Source organism: Denitratimonas organivorans (genome assembly GCF_037478135.1).
Lineage (GTDB): Bacteria > Pseudomonadota > Gammaproteobacteria > Xanthomonadales > Xanthomonadaceae > Denitratimonas.
The window spans coordinates 66,248-86,685 of sequence record NZ_JBBHDV010000005.1; the positions used below are offsets into that span (position 1 = coordinate 66,248).

Consider the following 20,438-nt stretch of genomic DNA (forward strand, 5'->3'; position numbering starts at 1 on the left):
GTCCTGGTTTTCCATTCCGCCGCCTCAGCGCAGGAAGATCACGCGCGGCAAACGTGCCTCGCGTTGCACGGGCTGACCGGCCGCGTCATGCGCCTGCCAGCGGATCGTGTCCTGCACGCTCTCGTCCACGGTGGCACGTACATCCTGCAAGCTGCCGCTGCCTGCGTGGGCCAGTTCCAGATAGGCCACCAGCTCGGCCAATCCGTTGCGCAGCGGCATCTCCTCAACCAGCGCATGCAACGAGACCTGGCTGCTGCCGCGCAGCGCCTGCCGGATGTTCGCCGACAACCGCGCCTTGTCCACCACGATCTGCTCGAACAGGCGTGCGGTGTCGATGTCGTCATCGCCCTGCTCGGGCAGCAGTTGTTCCAGCCGCAGCCGGGCCTTGGGCGAAAACAGCGGGCGCTCCAGCGGCAGCGCGATATCCGCACCGATCCCGTCGATCTGCATCACGTCCCCGCGCAGTGCCGTCTGGCGCAGGGCCAGCGCCTTGCTTTCGATGCCGCGCAAAAGGTCCAGGATGCGGCGGTTTTCCTGGAACACGCGGTCATCCAGGAAGCGCCGCAGTTGCTGCGACAACTGCGCCACGGTGCGCTGGGTGTGCTCGCCGGCTTCCAGCCAGTCGTGGTGCATGCGGCGGGTGCGCGGTTCGGGTTTGAGCTCGATCACCTGCGGCAGCGCCAATGCGCGCTCCAGATGTTCGCTCAGGGCTTCCTGCCGACTGCTGGACATCAGGAAATCCCAGAACGCGCGGAAGCTGCGGCCCTGGTCCGAATCGGCAATGGCATCGCGCTCACCCATGATGCTGTCCAGCAGTTCACCCTTGCTGCCATCCCACAGCGCGATCTTCTCGCGCACGCTGCGGTCGAGTTGGCGGAAGTTGTGTTCCACCTCGCGGAAATCGGCGAGCAGTTCGCGCGCCAGTTGTTGGAACTGGAGAAAACGCTCCTTGATCGAGGTGTCGTCCAGCAGCGGTACTTCACCGGCCTGGGCGCGGGCGATATCGGCATCCAGTTGCGCCCGCTTGCGCTGCAATTCCTGCACGCGCCGTGCCGGATCGGACTCGGTACCGGCACTGATCTGCTCCAGCAGCGCGAACAGGGTCAGCAGGCGCGATTCGGTGCCAACGAACGGCCGCTCGGTCAGGGTGACCAGCCAGGTGATCGCCTTTTCCGTGGCCGGAGTCAGGTCGAACTGCGCTTCATCGGTGCCCGGTTTGTAGAACTTGCGCAGCCAGCCCTTGTCCGGTGCCGCCCAGTCGTTCAGATAATCCTGCGCGCGCTTGGGATAGGCCGCCTCGCCCAACTGTTCGCGCAAGGCGAAAAGATCGTCCTCCAGCGCCTGCACCAGATCGGCCTCGCGCATCGTGCGCACGTTCGGCAGCACGAAAACGCGTCGGAGAAAGCTGGCCACCAGCGGCGCATGCGGCGAGGCCAGCAGCCGCCAGGCCGGATGGCGGTCGCGCAGGGTGGCGAGGGTGGCGTGATCCATGGGGAGACGAATGTGCCCGTATGTCGGATTCGGAACGTACTCCAGATTGTAGCGGCGCGGTGTTGTCAGCCACACGCAGTCCACGCTTGGCTTCAACAGCCCGCACGGACTCCTAGGATTTCTTCGCCAATCCCACCCGCCAGTGCCCTTGCGCGGCCTGCTGTACTTCCAGCAAGTCGTAGCTGCGCAGCATGTCCAGCAGACCGGAGTGGCCGTAGGTCTTGGGGCTGAAGTCGGGGTTGGTGCGACGCAGGTAATTGCCCAGCGCGCCGAGATCGACGGTGCCGTCGGAGGCATCGCCGGCCAGCATCGAGACCGCGTTCACGATCAGGCGCGGACGGCGCTTGGATTGGGAGCGGGCGCTGTCGTCGCTATCGGCGCGTTTCAGGCTGGCGCGGCTTTCGGGTTTTTCCGGCGCACCACTGTCGTCATCGCCACTGTCCATGTCCGGCGACCATTCGAAGAAATGATCGCTGGCATTGCGTAGCGCCTTCGGAGTCTTGGCCTCGCCGGCGATACACAGCACCGAGCCGCGTTCGCGTAGCTTGCGGCACAGATAGGCGAAATCCGAATCGCTGGTGACCAGGCAGAAGGTGTCGACGCGCTCGTCGAACAGCAGCTCCATCGCGTCCAGCGCCAGCGCGATGTCGGCGGTGTTCTTGCCGCTGGCGTACTGGTATTGCAGGCACGGGGTGAACGCCAGTTCCACCAGGGTATCCTTCCAGCGCCCGGACAGCGTGCCGGGGTTGCCGTAGCCACGCCGCACCACGACGCGCCCGAACTGCGCGACGAAACGCAGCGCGTGTTCGACGATCTCCGGCTGCACATTGTCGCAGTCCACCAGTACCGCCACCCGGCCTTCGCTGGACTCGGCTTCCATCATCATCGCGCTCCCGTATCCCGGACTGGATCAGGCCACGACGATACCACCGCAGTGAAAAATCACGGGCTTTCAGCCGCCGTGGCGCTGGCGCAGCACCTCCACCGCATCGGCCAGCGACAGGCCGGAAGCGCGCAGCAGCACGATCAGGTGATAGAGCAGATCGGCGGCTTCGTTCTTGAGTTCTTCGGTATCTCGCACGGTGGCGGCCAGCGCGGTTTCCACGCCCTCCTCGCCGACCTTCTGCGCGATGCGCTTGATGCCCGATTCGAACAGTTTGGTGGTGTAGCTGCCTGCCGGCCGCTCGCGTTCGCGCTGCGTGATGAAGGCATCCAGCCCGGCCAGGAAATCCTGCGGCGCACCCGGAAAACAGCTCGCGCGCCCGAGGTGGCAGGTGGGGCCGGCCGGATGTGCCTGCACCAGCAGCGTGTCGGCATCGCAATCGGTTTCGATGCGGACAAGTTTCAGGACATGGCCGGATCTTTCGCCCTTGGTCCACAATCGCTGCTTGCTGCGACTGAAGAAGGTGACGCGTCCACTGTCACAGGTCGCGGACAGCGCCGCGCGGTCCATATAGCCGAGCATCAGCACGCGCCGGTTGTCCGCGTCCTGCACGATCACCGGCAGCAGGCCGTCCTGCTTCTCCCAGGCCAGTGCATCGGGATCGAACGATGCAAGGATTTCATTCGCCATTGCGCACCTCCACGCCAGCGCCGGCCAGTTCGCGTTTGAGTTGTGGAATCGCCACCGCGCCGGAATGGAACACGCTGGCGGCCAGCGCCGCATCGACATCGGCCTGGCGGAACACATCGATGAAATGCGCGATGACACCAGCACCACCGGACGCCACCAGCGGCACCCGGCACACCGCACGCGCGGCGGCGAGCTGTTCGATGTCGTAACCCGTGCGCACGCCGTCCGAACCCATGCAGTTGAGCACGATCTCCCCTGCCCCGCGCTGCTGCGCTTCAACAATCCAGTCCAGCGTGCGGCGCACATGGCTGCGGGTCGCGTCCGGGTCGCCGGTATGGCTGCGCACGCGCCACTGGCCATCGGCATCGCGCAGGCTGTCGATGCCCACCACCACGCATTGCACGCCGAACGCGTCGGCCAGTTCGGAAATCAGTTCCGGCCGCTCCAGCGCGGGAGTGTTGATCGAAATCTTGTCGGCACCGGCATGCAGCACGGCGCGCGCATCGTCCACGCTGCGGATGCCGCCGGCCACGCAGAACGGAATGTCGATCAGCCGCGCCACGCGCTCGACCCAGGCGCGATCCACGCTGCGACCCTGCGGGCTGGCGCTGATGTCATAGAACACCAACTCATCCGCGCCTTCATCGCGGTAGCGCGCGGCCAATTCTTCGATGCCGCCCATGTCGACGTGATCGCGGAAACGCACGCCCTTGACCACGCGGCCATCGCGCACGTCCAGACAGGGCACGATGCGACGGCTCAGCATGCCAGCGCATCCTTCAGTTCGAAGCGCCCTTCCAGCAGCGCCTTGCCGAGGATCGCGCCGCCGCAACCGACCGCGCGCGCGGCGACGATATCGGCCACGTCACGGATGCCGCCCGAAGCCTGCACCGCGACACCGGGCAGCAATGCGCACAGGTGCTGGTACAACGCTGTGTTCGGCCCGGCCAGCATGCCGTCGCGGCCGATATCGGTGCACAGAAGATGCGCCAGACCGGCCTGCGCGTAGAACAATGCCAACTCATCCAGCGTGCGTTCGGAAACATCGGTCCAGCCGTGCAGCGGCAGCCGCCATTGGTCTTCGATCAGGCGCGTATCGAGCGCGATGGTGATGTGCTGCGCGCCGAAACGCGTGATCCAGCCGGCGACGGTTTCCGGCTCGCGCACCGCGAGGCTGCCGACGACGACACGCGCCGCGCCGGCATCGAGCACGCACTGCACATCATCGACGCTGCGGATACCGCCGCCGGTCTGCACCTTCAACGCCGTGCTACCGGCAATCCCACCCAGCAACGGTGCCAGGGTGTAGCCCCCATCGCGCGCTGCATCCAGATCAACCAGATGCAGCCAGTGCGCGCCGTCGGCCGCGTAGCGCTGCGCCAGTTGCAGCGGTGCCGGCGCGTAATCGGTCTGCTGCGCGTAGTCGCCCTGTTTGAGCCGCACGACGCGGCCATCGCGCACGTCGATGGCGGGGTAGATGGTGAGGCTGGGAGTCGGGAATTGGGAATCGGGAATCGGGGAAGCGGCGTTCGGAGCGTTCATGCGTGGCTGCTCCGGACGAAGTTTCCGGCGTGTTCGAGACAGAACGGGATGCCATGCCGCTGCGTAGCCCGGGTAAGGCAAAGTCGCACCCGGGGTTGCGTTGAAAGGAACGCGGGCGCGGACATCAACGACGCCCGAACCTTGTGCGGCCCCGGGTGCACTGCGCTTACCCTGGCTACGTGTTGACTGATCATGGTGATGGGTTCCTGATGAAGTTCTGCAGCAGCCGTGCGCCGACCGCGCCGGAGCGTTCCGGATGGAACTGCGCACCGGCCACGTTGCCGCGCTGCACGACGGCGGCGAACGGCAGGCCGTGGGCGCTGGAGGCGATGCAATCCTGCGTGACGGGTGCGGCGTAGCTGTGTACGAAATAGCAGGCAGCACCGGATTCAATGCCGGCCAGCAGCGGGCTTTCGCGTCGGATCGCCAGCTGGTTCCAGCCCATGTGGGGAATGCGGATTCCGGTGGCTTCCGGCAGTTTCGTGACGCGACCGGCCAGCAAACCAAGCGTTTCCACCTCACCTTCTTCCGAGGAATCGAACAGCAGTTGCATGCCCAGACAAATGCCCAGCAGCGGTTGTTGCAGGCTGCGGATCGTCTCGATCAGATCCAGCTCCCGCAGCCGCGCCATCGCCACCTTCGCCGCACCGACGCCGGGCAGGATCACGCGCTCGCTGGCGACGATCACGTCGGCATCGGCGGTCAATACCGAGGCCACGCCGAGACGGTCGAGCGCATAGCGTACTGAGCCGATGTTGGCGCCGCCGGCGTCGATCACCGCCACGCGCATCACAAGGCCTCCTTGGTGCTGGGCAATTCCCTCCCCTGCCGCGCGATGGCCTGGCGCAAGGCGCGCGCGAAGGCCTTGAAGCTGGCCTCGACCATGTGGTGCGCGTTCTCGCCGCGCACTGAAAGATGCAGGTTCAGGCCGGCGGTTTCGCACAGTGAACGGAAGAAATGCGTGACCAGTTCGGTCGGCAGCTCGCCCACCTGTTCGCGCGGGAATACGCCGTCGAACACGAAGTACGGCCGCCCGGAAAAATCCAGCGCCGCGCGCGCCAGGGTTTCGTCCATCGGCAGCACGATGCCGCCGCGCAGCGGCTCGGATCCGCCGCCCGCCTCGTCGGCCTGTTCCGCGGCCGCACCATAACGCCCGATGCCACGCTTGTCGCCGATGGCCTGGCGCAGCGCCTGCCCCAGTGCCAAGGCACTGTCCTCGACGGTGTGGTGCTCGTCGATATGCAGATCACCATCACAGCGCAGCGCGAGATAAAAGCCTCCGTGCTTGCCGATCTGGTCGAGCATGTGGTCGAAATAGCCGAGCCCGGTGTGGATGTCCGCCGTGCCGGAGCGATCCAGATCCAGCTCGACCCGGATCCGGGTTTCCTTCGTGTTGCGCTCGACCACAGCGGTGCGCGGTGCATCGACCAACGCGTGCGCGATGGATTCCCAGCTTTCCAGTCCCGGGCCGAGCTTGAAACCACGGATACCCAGATTCCGCGCGAATTCGATGTCGGTATCGCGATCACCGACCATCGCCGAGCCGTCCAGATCGATCGAGCGGTCGCGCAGGTAATGCAGCACCAGATCGATGCCCGGCTTGCGCGTGGGCTTGTTCTCGTGCGGGAAGCTCTCGTCGATCAGCACCTCGCGGAAGCGGATGCCCTGCGAAGCGAACACCTGCATCATCAATTCATGCGGACCGATGAAGTGCTCGCGCGGAAAATTCTCGGTGCCGAGGCCATCCTGGTTGGTGACGATGACGAACTCGAAACCCTCGTCGCGCAACTTCAGCATCGCCGGAATCACGCCAGGCACGAAGCGCAGTTTTTCGTAGGCATCGATCTGGAAATCGGCGGGCTCTTCGATCAGCGTGCCATCGCGATCAACGAACAGAATGCGAGTCATGCGGTGGCGTCCTTGTTGTTCGACAGTGCGGCGATCACTGCTTCGTTTTCTTCCGGCGACCCGATGCTGATGCGCAACGCATCGTGCAGTTGCAGCGCGGCGCGCTGATCGCGCACAACGACACCGGCGGCGAGCAATCGGTCGAATGCAACCTGTGCATCGTCGAAACGCACCAGCAGGAAGTTGCCCTGCGAGGGATAGACCCGGCGCACGCCGGGCAGGATTTCCAATGCAGCAGACAGGCGCTCGCGTTCGGCACGGATCTGTTTGATGCGCTCGCGCGTTTGTGCCAACGCCGCCGGTGCCAGCCCGGCCAGCGCCAGATCCACACACGGCGTGGGCAGCGGATACGGTGCCTGGCAGTTGCGCAGCGCCGCGATCAGTTCCGGCGCGGCGATCAAGGTGCCGATGCGCGCCGCCGCCAGCGCGTGCGCCTTGGACAGCGTGCGCAGCACGGCAAGGTTCGGATATGCACCGAGCAAGGCCGTGGCCGAAGGCAGGTCGGAAAATTCGCCATAGGCTTCGTCCACCACGACCACGGCCTTGTCGGAAAGGCGCGATGCCAGAGCGGCGATATCCGCCAGCGCGATAGCCTCGCCGGTAGGGTTACCAGGCGAGCACAGGAACACCAGGTGCGCGCCACCGGCCAGCGCCGCATCGCCGATGGCAGCCAGATCCGGCGCGAAACCCTGCGGCCCGTCAACCAGCGGAATATCGATCAGCGGCGCGTTCTGCAGGCGTGCGCTGACCGCATACATGCCGAACACCGGCGAGGCGGTCACTACGGCATCGCGTTCGGGCCGGCACAGCGCGCGGACCAGCAGGTCGATGGCCTCATCGCTGCCGCGTCCGATCAGTAGCTGCTCGGGGTGAACCTCATACAGTTCGGCCAGCGCCTGGCGCAGCGGCTCCGGCTGTGGCGCCGGATAGCGGTTGCAGTGCGCCCCGGCATCACCCGGGTTTGCCCACGGGCTTTCGTTGGCATTGAGCCAGATGCGGCCACTGACGCCGGTCTTGCGCGCCGAGGTATAGCCGGCAAAAGCGCGCAGATCGGGGCGCAGCAGATCCAGCACGCTCATGCCGCATCTCCGATCCGTGCCAGCCGGCGCAATACTGCCTGGGCGTGGGCGTCGAGCTGTTCGGCTTGGGCCAGCGTCACGGCATCCGGGCCGATCAGTTTCAACCCGGCTGGCGTGACTTCCTGCACCGTGATCGCCTTCTGGAAACTGGCCACCGACACCCCGCTCCAGGCGCGCGCCGCGCCGTAGGTCGGCAGCACGTGATTAGTGCCGCTGCAGTAATCACCCAGCGCCTCGGGTGCGTAATCGCCGAGGAAGATCGAGCCGGCGCTGCTGACCTGATCAAGCCAGCGGCGTGGCTCACGCAGAGACAGGATCAGATGTTCGGGCGCATAGGCGTTGGAGATCGCGATGGCCTGGCCGATGTCGTCCACTCGGATCAGGCGCGCATGCGCCAGCGCGCGATCCACGATGCCCTGACGCGGCAACACGGCGGCCTGTTCGGCAATCTGTGCGGCGACCTGCTCCAGCAGCGCGGCACCGTCGGAAATCGCGATGGCCTGCGAATCCGGGCCGTGTTCGGCCTGCGAGAGAAGATCGGCGGCGACGAACTCCGGGTTCGCGCCGGCATCGGCAATGACCAGCACTTCCGAAGGGCCGGCCGGCATGTCGATGGCCGCGCCCTGCGGATCGTTGGCGACCTGCTGCTTGGCCTGGGTGACCCAACTGTTGCCCGGCCCGAACAGTTTGTCGCAGCGCGGCACATCGCCCACGCCATAGGCCATCGCGGCAATCGCCTGCACCCCGCCGAGCAGGAACACGCGCTCGATGCCGCAGGCTTGCGCGGCCACGAGTACAGCCGGATCGGCGGTGCCATCGGCGCGCGGCGGCGTGCACAGCACGACCTCCGGGCAACGCGCCAGTTGCGCCGGCACGCCGAGCATCAGCGCGGTGGAAGGCAGCGGGGCCGAACCCGCCGGCACGTACAGGCCGACGCGCTGGATCGGCCGCATGACCCGTTCGCAGGCCACGCCCGGCGCGGTTTCCAGCACGTAGGGCCGCATCATGCCGGCAACGTGGAAGCGCTCGATTCGGTCTTTTGCGGCAAGGATCGCGGCACGAAGTTGATCGGACAGCTGCGCGTTGGCGGCGGCAAAGGCCTCGGGGTCGACGCGCAAGTCATCCAGTTCGCAGCCATCGAAACGGGCGGTCAACGCACGCAATGCCGCCTGCCCTTCGCTTCGCACCTGCGCGATCAATGCGGCGACCGAGGCGCGCAGCGCGGCATCGTCGGCCAGCGCCGGGCGTTGCATCAGTGCGCTGCGCTGATTGGCGTCAAGGGCATTCCAGTCGGAAATCTTCATCACCCCGCCCTCACGCCAGCATCTGTTCGACCGGCAGCACCAGCATGGCGCGGGCGCCGGCGCGCTTGAGGTCTTCCAGATGCTGCCAGGTGACTTCACCATCGCAGACTGCCTGCAGCGCCAGCGCGTCGCTGCGGCCTTCAATGACGCTGACGGTCGGCAGCGCGCCGCCGGGCAAAAGTGCGGTGACATCGGCCAGGGTGCTGCGGTCGGTCTGCAACAACAGCAGGCGCGCATCGCGCACCTTCAGCACGCCATCAAGGCGACGCAGCAGCAGATCGGCGAGTGCCGCGCGCTCGTCGGCGAACGCCTGTGCCGGGCCGACCAGCACCGCTTCGCTTTGCAGGATCGTCGCGACTTCACGCAACTGGTTGGCCGCCAGCGTCGCGCCGGAAGACACCAGATCGCAGATCGCCTCGGCCTTGCCCAGACGCGGCGCGATTTCGACCGAGCCGGACAGCATCACGACCTCGGCCTGCACACCATTCTTGTCCAGCCAGTCGGCCAACAGGTTCGGATACGAAGTCGCGATACGCAGCCCGGCCAGGGTCTGCGGACCGTTCCATTCCTGTTCCTGCGGCAGCGCGATGGAGAGTCGGCAGTGGCCGAATCCGAGCGCGCGCAGTTCGGCGAACGCAGGTTCGCGGCCTTCGCGGATTTCGCCCAGACGCAGTTCCTCAAGCACGTTGCGGCCGACGAAACCCAGATCGCAGGTGCCTTCGGCGATCAGGCCGGGAATGTCGTCGTCGCGCACCAGCAGCAGATCGATCGGCAGCACTTCGCCGTAGCAGAACAGGCGGTCGCGGCTTTCGCGGAACGACAGGCCGGAGCGCGTCAGCAGCTCACGCCCGGGCGTGGAGAGACGGCCGGATTTCTGCGTCGCGATACGCAGGCGGTCACGTGGTTTCATGGGATGTCCGGAAAAGGGGAGGAAGTGACGGGCGGCGCTCAGGCCGGATGCGATGGCGGATAGAGCTCCGGATGTCGGCGCAGGCCGAGTGCATCGGCGGCCTGCATATAGCCGCCGGCGCCGTGGGAAAGGCAGCGCGCCACACGTCCGATGGTGGTGACGCTGACGCCGGTACTCTCCTGGATGTCGCGGTACGGCACGCCTTGCAACAACGGCGCGACCACCTGCCAGCGGTCCGAGAGCGCTTCGATCTCGGCCGGCGTGCACAGGTCGATCAGCATCGCGCGCAACTGCTCCGCGGTACGCAGCGACAGCAGCGCCTGGACCAGGGAATCCAGGCCGCGTTCGCGGCATTCGGGGCTTCGGGTGGGGAGGCGTTTCACTTCGGATAAGTGGATCAATGTAATAGCGCGTTATTACATTGGAACATGAAACCCGACATCCGGCAAGCCCATCGCGCCCGACAGCGGCGGGGCGGGTATCGGCAGCGTGCCGCATCAGCAGACTGACCGCCGAAGCCCCCGGATGAATATCGCTTGACCAGGCGCCGTAATCCGCACAGGAGCTTGACGCAGTGCCGTTTTCCCCGGAGAAGGGCTTGTCGGAAACGCGCGCCTCTGGGATGTTCCGAAGACCGGTGGCGCCTTCACATCAACGGCGGCTTGCCACCCTCCAATGCCACTGAACTCGAACCCGACTTCCAACCTGCCCGCCACATGATCGCCCGCCGAACCCTGCCACTTGTGCCATCGACGCGCCTGCGCCGGCTGCCGGGCGCCGGGTTCGCGCTCTGGCTGATGGTGATGTGTCTGGCAGCGCCCGCACTGGCGCGCGCGTCCGTGCCGGCGCCGGTGTGGCTGGACGATGACTCTGCGGCATTGAATCTGGACGCACACACCGCCATCGCACGCGATGCAGCGCACCGGCTGGACGCCGCCACGGTCAGGCAACTGGCGCTGGACGGAGAACTGCCGCTGCGCAACGACAATGCGCGCGGGCTGGGCTATACGCGCGACACGGTCTGGCTGTATTTCGCGCTGGAAAACACGACGCCGCAGCCGCTGCAACGGGTGCTGATCATCCATTACCCACTGCTGGACCATATCCGCCTGCATCGTTTCGATGACGGCATCGCGGCGGCGGTGCGGGAAACTGGCGACCGCCTGCCGTTTTCCTCACGTGACCTGCCGCTGCTGCATCCGAACCTGCTGCTTGATCTGGCGCCCGGCGCACGCGCCGAATTCGTGCTGCAGGTGCGCTCGGAAAGCACGATGCTGGTGCCGCTGAGCCTGGCGCCGACCACCGATCTGGTGCTGGAACGCCTCAAGCCGCGTGTCGTGCTGGGGCTGTACTACGGCATCTTCCTGGCGCTGGGCCTGTACCACCTGTTCCTGTACCTGTCGGTGCGCGACAGCGCCTTCCTCTGGTATTCGATCTACACCGCCAGCTACGGCCTGATGCTGCTGTGCTTCAACGGACTGGCCTTTGCCTATCTGTGGCCGGATCATCCGGACTGGGGCAACCTCGCGGTGCCAGTGTTGATCGGCGCGGCGCAGATGTCGATCTTCCAGTTTTCCCGCCGCTTCCTTGCCCTGGCCGAGCACGCCCCGCGCCAGGACCGCCTGCTGCGCCACCTGCTGCTGGCAACGCTGGCCCTGCTGCTGATGCTCCCGCTGACCAGCTACGGAACCGTGATCCGGCTGCAAACTCTGCTGGCGCTGTTCGGTGCCGCGGCGGTGCTGGGCGTGGCGCTGCTGAACCTGAAGAACAATCCACCTGCGCGCTTCTTCCTGCTGGCCTGGGTTTCGTTGCTGGCCGGCACCGCCGCCTACGCCGCGATGATTCTGGGTTGGCTGCCGCGCACCTTGCTGACCGAATACGGCATCCAGATCGGCTCGGCCCTGGAAGTGCTGCTGCTGGCGTTCGCGATGGCCTATCGCATCAAACTGCTGACCCGGCAGAACCAGGTGATCGCGCAGCAGGCCCGCGACGAACTGGAAAGGCGTGTGCAGCAACGCACTGCCGAACTGGACAACGCCCTGCAGGCGCTGGAACAGGCCAATGCGCGCCTGCGTGATTTCAGCCGCCGCGATGGCCTGACCGGGCTCTACAACCGCCGCCATCTGGACGAACGCCTGGTGGCCGCCTGCAATGCCCCGCAGCGGATGCAGGGCGCGATCGCGCTGCTGATGATCGACGTGGACCATTTCAAATCGATCAACGATCTGCATGGCCACAGTGCCGGCGACGATTGCCTGCGCGGTATCAGTCAGCGCCTGGACGCGCTGCTGCGCGATCTGCCCGCTGCCCTGCTGGCGCGTTACGGTGGCGAGGAATTCGCGATCCTGCTGACCGATTCCACCTCCGAAAGCGCAGTAGAACTGGCCCAGCGTATCCGCAGCGCAATGGCGGCCAGCCCGATCGAATGCGAGCACCAGCCGATCCCGGTGACGGTCAGCATCGGCGTGCACATTGTGCCGCCCGGCGTGCCCTGCACCGCCGCCGACCTGCTGCGCCAGGCCGATGCACGGCTTTACCGCGCCAAGCGCGCCGGACGTGACCGGGTGGACGTGTCCACCGTGCTTTGATATCCGCGACCGTGTTCGCCTACCGCCCGATTCATGTCGAGGATGTGGCCAGCTTGCGGATCCGGCCAGCAAGCAAGGCCGGACCCGCCACGGTTCACTCGAAGCCGTCGCCGAACAGATCGATCATGCGGCAGTTGTAGCAGATCAGCGCAAAATCCTGTGCCGGACGCGGACGCCCGACCTGCCAGGGATCGAGCGCGTTGGCGGCGACATTGGTGGCATCCACCCGCAGCGTCAGCGTACCCGTATGCTGATGCGGGCCGAGGAACACGCCTTCCAGGTTGTTGCGCGGATCGGCCTGGCCATCAGCCGCCGACCAGCCGTCATCACCGATCGCGTTGCCGCGATAGACAACATCGTCCGCGATCACCAACAGATCCAGGTCATTGACCCAGGCCGGCGTGGTGCCGCCCAGGCCGGCGCCGGGCGCATCGGTCCAGGCCAGCATGATGCGTACCGGCCGAGTCGGATCGGCGGCAACCAGCTGCGGCTCCCAATGCTGGCCGGAAGCGCGGAACACATGTTCCTGATCGAAATACAGCGCCGATTCCGGCGGATTAATCACCGCATCCAGATCCAGCCGGCCATAGCCCTGAAAACGGTCCGGACGGTGGCCCATGACGCCGTTGTCGGCATTGCGCTGGCCGTGCAGGTCGCGCGCCACGGCGGTGAACGCGGCCTTCACCAGCGCCGGGCTGGGCGTGGCACCGTCGTTCAGATCCCGGTACTTCTCGATGAACAGCGCCACCGCGCCGGACACCACCGGCGAGGCCATCGAGGTACCGCACATCGTGCCATAGACGGTATTGCTCCCAGCCGTGGCGCTGTCGGTACTGCAACCGGGCGCGACGATATGCGGAACGCGGCGACCATCACAGGCGTCGCCATGCGCCGAGTTCGAGGAAATATCGAACATGGCCGAGGTCTGGCTCGCGCCGGACTGCATCTTCGTGGAACCCACCGCAAACAGGTTCTTGGCCTCATCCGGCGAACCCAGTGACGCCGGCCGGCAGGTGCCGGTATTTCGATCACCATGGCCGTTCATGATCGACCACACCGGCAGCACCGGCTGCTGGCCCGGCACATCCTCCAGCGCATCGCGCGTCACCATGTCCATCTGCCGGGTCGGGATGTCGTAGCCCTGTGGCGAACCGGTCGGCCCCCAGGAATTGTTGGTCAGCACCGCGCCACTGAGCGCGGATTCGCGGTAGATGGTCAGCATGCCGTCGGCCACCATGCCGCCCGGGCCGCCGCCGAGGAACGGGTCGTAATCCTGTGCCACAAGCTTGGCCCCCGGCGCCACGCCCTGCCCGCGCCGGAAGCCATTGCCGTCCAGCGCACCGGCACCTATGCCGGCCACGGCGGCAGCCACATGCGTGCCGTGATCGTCGGGAAGCACGTTGCACGAGGTCGGCACACCGGTCATGCCGCTGTTTTCACACGGCAGCATGCGGCCCACCAGTTCCTGATGGCTCAGGCGCACGCCACCATCCACGATACCCACCACCACGCCATCACCGTCGTAGCCGGACTCTGCCAGCCAGTCGAAATAACCCGGCACAAGGGTATAGCTCGGCGCCGGGCCATGTGCACCCACCACCGAGAGCTGGCTTTTTTCGCCGCGCTTGGCTTCCTCGGCGGTAATCGGCTGGATCCGCTGCACCGCAAACATTCCCGGCAGTGCGGCCAGTTCGGCCAGACGATCGCCGGCGATTTCCAGATGCAGCAGATCGAAATGCTGATCCAGCCGCGTGACGCGTTCGATTTTCGCACCGAGCGCATGCAGGCCCGACTGGCGCGCGCCCGCATCCGCCTTGCGCGCCGCCATCACCATCACCGGATACGGCTGCGCATCCAGGCCACGGCTGGCCTGCGACAGCGCGAATCCGGCGATGTAGGCACCGTTCTAACGCAGCGGCACGCTCTGCGCGGCACGCGACACCTGTTGCGCATCGGCCCAGACCACATAGCTGTAGGGATGGATGTACTGCAGCACCTCGGCGCCGGCATGGTCCAGCGCCTCCAGCCAATCGGGCTGGATCGGGCCGGAAAACTGCACCAGGCGCAGCTGGGCGCCGGCATCGCGGCTGACCGTCGCCGCAGGCGGATCAACCAGCGGATCGAAACGCTGCCCACCCAGATCCAGCATGAAATTCGGATCAGGCGCCGCCGTGGCCGCAGTCGTGAACGGTGAAAACAACAATGCGAAAGACAGCGCCGCAGCAGGCAGCGGCAAGATGGCCTTTATCATGCAAACCCCTGAATTCAAAGGAAATATGGACGCACATATGCATCCGCCCCTGTCTGGAGCCTGCCGCAGTCCGATCAGCAAGTGTGATGGCAAGTACAGCACCTTGCCATCTGGCAGCGCAACACACGCGGCCCGGGATCAGCCCTTCAGGCAGTCTGCGATGGCCTCGCCCAGCACCGCGCACTGGACCTCGGTGAGAGGCTGGTCGCTCTGATCGCTGAGCAGGAAGAAATCCTCCACCCGCTCGCCGAAGGTGGCGATGCGCGCATCATGCACCCGCACCTGATGCTGGTGCAGCAGCGCCGCAACCTGGGCCAGCAGGCCGGGCCGGTCGTTGCAGACCAGGGTCAGCAGCGTGCCGTGGGCCTCATCGGAAAATTCGATCTGCGTCGGCACCCGGAAGTGGCGCAGCTGGCGCGGCAGCGCACGCCGCGCAGGGGGGCGCTGCGGACCGGGTTCACGCAAGCTGTCGCGCAGGTGATGGGCAATGTCCCGGGCGTGGCGTTCGGGCGAAACCGCCTCCGGATCGACTTCCGAATCCAGCACCTGGAAGGTATCCAGCGTCATGCCACCGAGCGAAGTCACCACACGTGCATCGACGATCGACAGGCCCAGCCGGTCCAGCGTGGCCGCGACATGCGCGAACAGGCCATCGCGATCGGGTGAATAGACGAACACCTCCAGCGCGCCGCGCCGCGCATGCGGGCGCACCAGCACCACCGGCAAGCCCTGGCTGCCGGCCTCGGCGATACCGCGCGTCTGCCAGGCGATCTGCTCGGCGCGATAGCGCAGGAAGCTGTCGCTCGGGAACTCGGCCCAGAGCCGGTCGATCAGGGCATCCTCCAGCCCTTCGGCATGCAGTAGCACGCGCGCGGCATCACGGATTTCGGCGATGCGTTCGTCGATGTGCAGGCGCTTGGCCAGACCACGCCGCAGCGCAAAACGCGTGGCCGAATGCAGATCGGCCAGCAGCCGGTCCTTCCACGCATTCCACAATTTTGGACTGGTGCCGGCGATATCGGCCACGGTCAGCAGGTACAGATAATCCAGACGCTCGCGTTCGCCCACCTGGTGCGCGAAGCGCGACACCACTTCCGGGTCGGAAATATCCTTGCGCTGCGCCGTCACCGACATCGTCAGATGCTCGCGCACCAGCCAGGCCACCAGATCGACATCGCCTTCGGACAGGCCGTGCGCCTGGCAGAACTCGCGTGCATCCTGTTCCCCCAGCACCGAATGATCGCCGCCCCGGCCCTTGGCGATGTCGTGGAAAAGACCTGCCAGCAGCAGCAGTTCGGGCTTGCGCAACTGTGACCACAGCTCGTGCCCGAGCGCGAAACGCTCGGCCGACTCGGGCCGCGCGAAGCTGGCAATATTGCGCAGCACCGCCAAGGTGTGTTCGTCCACGGTATAGGCGTGAAACAGGTCGTACTGCATGCGTCCGGCAACGCGCCCGAAAGCCGGCAGATAACGGCCCAGCACGCCCAGACGCGCCATGCGCTCCAGCGTCGGCACCGCCTGCGGATCGCGCAGCAGTTGCATGAACAGCGCGCGGATGCCCGGGTCGGCACGATAGCGTTCGTCCAGCCGTGGCAGCGCCTCGCCCAGCGCGCGTGCGGTGGCCGAATGCAGGCTGGCGATTTCCGGATGCTGCTGCCAGACCCGGAACAGCTGCAGGATCGTGGTCGGACGGCGGTACAGCAGGTCCACATCGCGCAGCGCGAGACTGTCGCCGATGCGGACGAACTCCTCATCCAGCGGCACCGGTTCCTGCGCCACTTGCAGGCTTTCATCGAAACGTTGCAACAACCGGTCGCCCAGCCGCAGCACCAGCGCGGCGCTGCGGAAGAAACCCTGCATCATCTGCTCCACCGCCAGGTTTTCGCGGTGTTCATCGTGCAGCCCCAGGCGCGCGGCCAGCGCTTTCTGGTAATCGAACAGCAGCCGTTCCTCACGCCGCCCGGCCACCAGATGCAGGCCGTAGCGCAGCCGCGAGAGCGCGCGGCGGCGGGTATCGAGCACATCGTATTCATCGCTGCCCAATGCACCCAGCGCCACCAGATCCTCCAGCCCACGCACGCCGAAGATGCGCTTGGCCAACCAGCCCAGCGCCTGGATGTCGCGCAGCCCGCCGGGGCCATCCTTGATGTTGGGTTCGAGGTTGTAGGCGGTGTCGTTGTAGCGCGCATGCCGGGCCCGCCATTCGGTCCGTTTGGCGGCAAGAAACTCGGCCGGCGGCCAGACACCCGGGCCACGCATCGCCACCAGCAGGCGGGTCAGCGCGGCACTGTCACCCACCAATGGCCGGGCTTCGATGATCGCGCTGGCGATCGTGGCATCCTCGCGCGCCGCCGCAACACATTGCGCGACGCTGCGCACCGCATGCCCCGGTGCCAGACCGATGTCCCACAACAGCGCGATCCAGGCTTCGATCGCGCCACGGCACTGTTGCTGGGTGTCCTCCTCGGCCAGCACCAGCAGATCCACATCCGAATACGGGAACAGCTCGCCCCGGCCGTAGCCGCCGGTGGCCACCAGCGCCAGCCCGGGCGCACCTTCGAAACCCAGCATCCAGGCGCCGATCACGGCACGATCCACCGCCTGGGCCCGCTGTGCCAGCAGCCGGTCGATATCGGTGTCCTGATCGAAAGCGGCGGCCAGGCGTTGTTCGTTGTCCTCCAGCGCCGCGCGCATGGTGCGCTTCCAGGCGTCGATGTCGCCGCCTGCCACCCGACCCGGCACCGGCGTGTTCATGGGCCGTTGTCGTCGCCCGGTACGCGGGTCAGGATTTCGACACCATCCCCGGTGACTGCGACGGTGTGCTCCCACTGCGCCGACAGCGAACGGTCCTTGGTCACCACGGTCCAGCCGTCCGGCAGCAGCCGGGTATGGCGGGCGCCGGCATTGATCATCGGTTCGATCGTGAACACCATGCCTTCGCGCAGGACTTCACCGGTACCGGGCATGCCGTAATGCAGCACCTGCGGCTCCTCGTGGTAGATGCGGCCGATGCCGTGGCCGCAGTATTCGCGCACCACCGAGAAGCGCTCGGATTCGGCATAACTCTGGATCGCATGCCCGACATCGCCCAGCGTGGCGCCCGGGCGCACCACACGGATGCCGCGGAACATCGCCTCGCGGGTCACATCCACCAGGCGCTGCGCCAGCACCGAGGGCTTGCCGACGATGTACATGCGGCTGGTATCGCCGTGCCAGCCATCCTTGATCACGGTCACATCGATGTTGAGGATGTCGCCATCCTTCAGCACCTTGGATTCGCTCGGGATGCCGTGGCAGATCACATTGTTGACCGAGGTGCAGGTGGTGGCCGGGAACGGGATGCGCCCGTGGCCGCCACCGTAACCGATGTTGGCCGGGATCGCCTGTTGCACGTTGACGATGTGGTCGTGGCAGATGCGGTCCAGCTCGGCGGTGGTGACGCCGGGCTTCACATGCGGTTCGACCACGCGCAGCACTTCGGCCGCGAGGCGACCGGCGATGCGCATCTTTTCAATGTCTTCGGGGGTTTTGATGGAAATTGCCATTCGGCCATTATCGCGCAGCCGGGCCGGCGGCGGCCAGCGGCGGCCCGATGGTGGCGTCCCGCCTCGGGAGTGATCACCTGCCTGTTTGCCGTCCGCACCATTGCCGGTTACAATTCTCGGGCTTTGCCGCGCGCATTCCGTCCGGCGCCGTCCACATCGCACGTCAGCGGTGAATACACACACGCGGTCTTTTCCCGTTCCGGGGTGCCCTTCGGGGTTCGGCAACGGCACCGCGTGGAGGCCCAACCCCGGAGCGTATCCCCCGCACAACGACGCGGCGCGCTCCCTTTCGCGATCAAGGAAATCCCATGCCACAGATCACCATGCGCCAGATGCTGGAAGCCGGCGTTCACTTCGGCCACCAGACCCGCTACTGGAACCCCAAGATGGCTCCATACATCTTCGGCGCCCGCGGCAAGATCCACATCATCAACCTCGAATCCACGATGCCGCTGTTCGCCGACGCGATGAACTTCATCTCCGGCATGGCGCAGAAGCGCGGCACGATCCTGTTCGTCGGCACCAAGCGTTCGGCGCGTGACGCCATCGCCGAGGAAGCCGCACGCTGCGGCATGCCGTACGTCTCGGCCCGCTGGCTGGGCGGCATGCTGACCAACTTCCGCACCGTCAAGCAGTCGATCGCCCGCCTGAAGGAACTGGAAGCGGCCGAAACCGACGGCAGCCACGCCAAGCTGGTCAAGCACGAAGTGCTGCGCCTGCAGCGCGAGCGCGAGAAGCTGGAGAAGTCCCTGGGCGGCATCAAGAACATGAACGGCCTGCCCGACGCGCTGTTCATCGTCGATATCGGCCACGAAAACATCGCGGTCGACGAAGCCCGCAAGCTGGGCATTCCGATGGTCGCCGTGGTCGATACCAACTACGACCCGAGCCTGGTTGATTACCCGATCCCGGGCAACGACGACGCCATCCGTGCGGTGCAGCTGTATGCCCGCGCCGCCGCCGACGCGGTGCTGGAAGGCAAGTCCGCCGCGCCGATCATGGCTTCGGGTGAAGACGAGTTCATCGAGCTGGACGAACAGGGCAACCCGGTCACCCGCCAGGATGAAGGCGAGGCCCGCAAGGCCGCCCCGCGTGGCCGCGCCCCGGCCAAGAAGGCACCGGCCAAGCGCGCTGCCAAGGCTGCGGATGCGCCAGCTGCCGCTGAAGCTCCGGCTGCCGAAGAGCCCGCCGCCGAAGCACCTGCTGCCGAGGCACCCGCGGCCGAATAAGCCGCAAGCACGTCACATGGGCCACGCACACTGGCCCGCCAACGCGCGGCGGCCACGGCCGCCGCGCACATTCACGCAGAACATTCCGAGGTAGTCATGGAAATCACCGCCGCCCTGGTCAAGGAACTTCGCGAGCGCTCCGGCGCCGGCATGATGGAGTGCAAGAAGGCACTGGTCGAACACAACGGCGACATCGAAGCGGCAATGGAACACCTTCGCAAGACCGGCCTGGCCAAGGCCGACAAGAAGGCCGACCGCGTCGCCGCCGAAGGCCGCATCAGCACCGCCGCCGATGGCGCCCGCGCCGTGCTGGTGGAGGTCAACTGCGAAACCGACTTCGTCGGCAAGGACGAGAACTTCCTGCAGTACAGCAATGAGCTGGCCCAGGTTGCCCTCAGCAGCGGCGCCGCCGATGTCGACGCGCTGAAGAACGCCCGCATGGCCGACGGCAACACCGTCGAGGAAGCCCGCGCCGCACTGATCGCCAAGGTCGGCGAGAACGTGCAGGTGCGCCGCCTGGCGGTGCTGGCCGATGGCCAGAACGTCGGCAGCTACGTGCACGGCGGCCGCATCGGCGTGCTGGTCAACGTCAAGGGCGGTTCACCCGAACTGGCCAAGGGCCTGGCGATGCACATCGCCGCGATGAATCCGCAGTACCTGACCCCGGCCGATGCTCCGGCCGACTTTGTGGCCAAGGAAAAGGAAATCGCGCTGGCGCAGATGAGCGACAAGGACAAGGCCAAGCCGGCCGAAATCCAGGAAAAGATGATCAGCGGCAAGCTCAACAAGACCCTGGCCGAAATCAGCCTCACCGGTCAGGCCTATGTGCTGGACACCGACATGAGCGTGGAGCAGGCGCTGAAGAAGGAAGGCGCCGAAGTGCTGTCGTTCCAGCGCCTGGTCGTGGGCGAAGGCATCGAGAAGAAGGAAGACGACTTCGCTGCCGAGGTGATGAAGCAGGCCGGCCTGGTTTGATTCCGTCCTTCCCTTGCAACACCGGAAAGGCCGCGGTCATCCG

The 20,438-nt window shown here is 66.2% G+C and carries 18 protein-coding genes; 3 read left to right on the forward strand and 15 right to left on the reverse strand.

Annotated elements, in window-relative coordinates; translation table 11 throughout:
* Window positions 1-24: 24 nt before the first annotated feature.
* From WDB66_RS06935 to WDB66_RS06985, 11 genes are all read right to left on the reverse strand, one after another.
* Complete coding sequence (locus tag WDB66_RS06935) at window positions 25-1,491, reverse strand: DUF3375 domain-containing protein (RefSeq protein WP_339397815.1); 1,467 nt, start codon at window positions 1,489-1,491, stop codon at window positions 25-27.
* A gap of 112 nt (window positions 1,492-1,603) precedes the next feature.
* On the reverse strand, window positions 1,604-2,374 hold the full coding sequence (locus tag WDB66_RS06940; protein ID WP_339397816.1) for an NYN domain-containing protein: 771 nt from the start codon (window positions 2,372-2,374) through the stop codon (window positions 1,604-1,606).
* A gap of 69 nt (window positions 2,375-2,443) precedes the next feature.
* On the reverse strand, window positions 2,444-3,064 hold the full coding sequence (gene hisIE, locus WDB66_RS06945) for a bifunctional phosphoribosyl-AMP cyclohydrolase/phosphoribosyl-ATP diphosphatase HisIE (protein ID WP_339397817.1): 621 nt from the start codon (window positions 3,062-3,064) through the stop codon (window positions 2,444-2,446).
* Window positions 3,054-3,830 (reverse strand): imidazole glycerol phosphate synthase subunit HisF, encoded by a 777-nt coding sequence (gene hisF / locus WDB66_RS06950; RefSeq protein WP_339397818.1) that lies wholly within the window; start codon window positions 3,828-3,830, stop codon window positions 3,054-3,056. The genes hisIE and hisF overlap by 11 nt, the downstream gene beginning before the upstream one ends.
* Window positions 3,824-4,606 carry a 1-(5-phosphoribosyl)-5-[(5-phosphoribosylamino)methylideneamino]imidazole-4-carboxamide isomerase gene (gene hisA, locus WDB66_RS06955; RefSeq protein ID WP_339397819.1) on the reverse strand — a complete coding sequence of 261 codons (783 nt, stop codon included), beginning with the start codon at window positions 4,604-4,606 and terminating at the stop codon, window positions 3,824-3,826. The genes hisF and hisA overlap by 7 nt, the downstream gene beginning before the upstream one ends.
* Window positions 4,607-4,796: 190 nt before the next feature.
* The gene (gene hisH, locus WDB66_RS06960) at window positions 4,797-5,399 is read right to left on the reverse strand and encodes an imidazole glycerol phosphate synthase subunit HisH (protein ID WP_339397820.1); all 603 of its coding nucleotides are present in this window, start codon (window positions 5,397-5,399) and stop codon (window positions 4,797-4,799) included.
* The gene (gene hisB, locus WDB66_RS06965; protein ID WP_339397821.1) at window positions 5,396-6,514 is read right to left on the reverse strand and encodes a bifunctional histidinol-phosphatase/imidazoleglycerol-phosphate dehydratase HisB; all 1,119 of its coding nucleotides are present in this window, start codon (window positions 6,512-6,514) and stop codon (window positions 5,396-5,398) included. Before hisB ends, hisH begins: the two co-directional genes overlap by 4 nt.
* Window positions 6,511-7,593 (reverse strand): histidinol-phosphate transaminase, encoded by a 1,083-nt coding sequence (gene hisC / locus WDB66_RS06970; protein ID WP_339397822.1) that lies wholly within the window; start codon window positions 7,591-7,593, stop codon window positions 6,511-6,513. The genes hisB and hisC overlap by 4 nt, the downstream gene beginning before the upstream one ends.
* Window positions 7,590-8,897, reverse strand: a complete 1,308-nt coding sequence (gene hisD, locus WDB66_RS06975; protein WP_489670834.1) for a histidinol dehydrogenase — start codon at window positions 8,895-8,897, stop codon at window positions 7,590-7,592. The genes hisC and hisD overlap by 4 nt, the downstream gene beginning before the upstream one ends.
* Window positions 8,898-8,907: 10 nt before the next feature.
* Window positions 8,908-9,807 (reverse strand): ATP phosphoribosyltransferase, encoded by a 900-nt coding sequence (hisG, locus tag WDB66_RS06980; RefSeq protein WP_339397823.1) that lies wholly within the window; start codon window positions 9,805-9,807, stop codon window positions 8,908-8,910.
* A gap of 38 nt (window positions 9,808-9,845) precedes the next feature.
* Window positions 9,846-10,190 carry a YerC/YecD family TrpR-related protein gene (locus WDB66_RS06985; RefSeq protein WP_339397824.1) on the reverse strand — a complete coding sequence of 115 codons (345 nt, stop codon included), beginning with the start codon at window positions 10,188-10,190 and terminating at the stop codon, window positions 9,846-9,848.
* A 333-nt stretch (window positions 10,191-10,523) separates the two neighbouring features.
* Here WDB66_RS06985 and WDB66_RS06990 point away from each other — a divergent pair, with 333 nt between their 5' ends.
* A complete protein-coding gene (locus tag WDB66_RS06990; protein ID WP_339397825.1) occupies window positions 10,524-12,395 on the forward strand; it encodes a sensor domain-containing diguanylate cyclase in 1,872 nt (623 codons plus the stop codon).
* 94 nt (window positions 12,396-12,489) lie between these two features.
* Here the strand turns inward: WDB66_RS06990 and WDB66_RS06995 are convergent, their stop codons facing one another.
* The 4 genes from WDB66_RS06995 to map form a co-directional block, all read right to left on the reverse strand.
* Window positions 12,490-14,223 carry a S8 family serine peptidase gene (locus WDB66_RS06995; protein ID WP_339397826.1) on the reverse strand — a complete coding sequence of 578 codons (1,734 nt, stop codon included), beginning with the start codon at window positions 14,221-14,223 and terminating at the stop codon, window positions 12,490-12,492.
* A 78-nt stretch (window positions 14,224-14,301) separates the two neighbouring features.
* Window positions 14,302-14,646, reverse strand: coding sequence for a DUF8729 domain-containing protein (locus tag WDB66_RS07000; RefSeq protein ID WP_339397827.1), 345 nt, complete (start codon window positions 14,644-14,646; stop codon window positions 14,302-14,304).
* Between the two features lie 138 nt (window positions 14,647-14,784).
* On the reverse strand, window positions 14,785-17,400 hold the full coding sequence (gene glnD / locus WDB66_RS07005; RefSeq protein WP_339397828.1) for a [protein-PII] uridylyltransferase: 2,616 nt from the start codon (window positions 17,398-17,400) through the stop codon (window positions 14,785-14,787).
* Complete coding sequence (gene map, locus WDB66_RS07010; RefSeq protein ID WP_339397829.1) at window positions 17,397-18,191, reverse strand: type I methionyl aminopeptidase; 795 nt, start codon at window positions 18,189-18,191, stop codon at window positions 17,397-17,399. The genes glnD and map overlap by 4 nt, the downstream gene beginning before the upstream one ends.
* Window positions 18,192-18,499: 308 nt before the next feature.
* Here map and rpsB point away from each other — a divergent pair, with 308 nt between their 5' ends.
* Together rpsB and tsf are read left to right on the forward strand one after the other, a co-directional pair.
* Window positions 18,500-19,420 (forward strand): 30S ribosomal protein S2, encoded by a 921-nt coding sequence (gene rpsB, locus WDB66_RS07015; RefSeq protein ID WP_339397830.1) that lies wholly within the window; start codon window positions 18,500-18,502, stop codon window positions 19,418-19,420.
* Window positions 19,421-19,516: 96 nt separating this feature from the next.
* Window positions 19,517-20,395, forward strand: coding sequence for a translation elongation factor Ts (gene tsf / locus WDB66_RS07020; RefSeq protein WP_339397831.1), 879 nt, complete (start codon window positions 19,517-19,519; stop codon window positions 20,393-20,395).
* The last annotated feature ends 43 nt before the right edge of the window (window positions 20,396-20,438 follow it).

Bases quoted from the DNA above. Each gene is read 5' to 3' on its own strand.
- WDB66_RS06940 (WP_339397816.1), bottom strand. From the start codon at position 2,374: ATGATGGAAGCCGAGTCCAGCGAAGGCCGGGTGGCGGTACTGGTGGAC.
- hisB (WP_339397821.1), bottom strand. From the start codon at position 6,514: ATGACTCGCATTCTGTTCGTTGATCGCGATGGCACGCTGATCGAAGAG.
- WDB66_RS06990 (WP_339397825.1), top strand. From the start codon at position 10,524: ATGATCGCCCGCCGAACCCTGCCACTTGTGCCATCGACGCGCCTGCGC.
- WDB66_RS06995 (WP_339397826.1), bottom strand. From the start codon at position 14,223: ATGGCGGCGCGCAAGGCGGATGCGGGCGCGCGCCAGTCGGGCCTGCAT.
- hisF (WP_339397818.1), bottom strand. From the start codon at position 3,830: ATGCTGAGCCGTCGCATCGTGCCCTGTCTGGACGTGCGCGATGGCCGC.
- rpsB (WP_339397830.1), top strand. From the start codon at position 18,500: ATGCCACAGATCACCATGCGCCAGATGCTGGAAGCCGGCGTTCACTTC.
- WDB66_RS07000 (WP_339397827.1), bottom strand. From the start codon at position 14,646: ATGATAAAGGCCATCTTGCCGCTGCCTGCTGCGGCGCTGTCTTTCGCA.
- hisC (WP_339397822.1), bottom strand. From the start codon at position 7,593: ATGAGCGTGCTGGATCTGCTGCGCCCCGATCTGCGCGCTTTTGCCGGC.
- hisIE (WP_339397817.1), bottom strand. From the start codon at position 3,064: ATGGCGAATGAAATCCTTGCATCGTTCGATCCCGATGCACTGGCCTGG.
- hisD (WP_489670834.1), bottom strand. From the start codon at position 8,897: ATGAAGATTTCCGACTGGAATGCCCTTGACGCCAATCAGCGCAGCGCA.
- WDB66_RS06935 (WP_339397815.1), bottom strand. From the start codon at position 1,491: ATGGATCACGCCACCCTCGCCACCCTGCGCGACCGCCATCCGGCCTGG.
- hisA (WP_339397819.1), bottom strand. From the start codon at position 4,606: ATGAACGCTCCGAACGCCGCTTCCCCGATTCCCGATTCCCAATTCCCG.
- map (WP_339397829.1), bottom strand. From the start codon at position 18,191: ATGGCAATTTCCATCAAAACCCCCGAAGACATTGAAAAGATGCGCATC.
- tsf (WP_339397831.1), top strand. From the start codon at position 19,517: ATGGAAATCACCGCCGCCCTGGTCAAGGAACTTCGCGAGCGCTCCGGC.
- hisG (WP_339397823.1), bottom strand. From the start codon at position 9,807: ATGAAACCACGTGACCGCCTGCGTATCGCGACGCAGAAATCCGGCCGT.
- glnD (WP_339397828.1), bottom strand. From the start codon at position 17,400: ATGAACACGCCGGTGCCGGGTCGGGTGGCAGGCGGCGACATCGACGCC.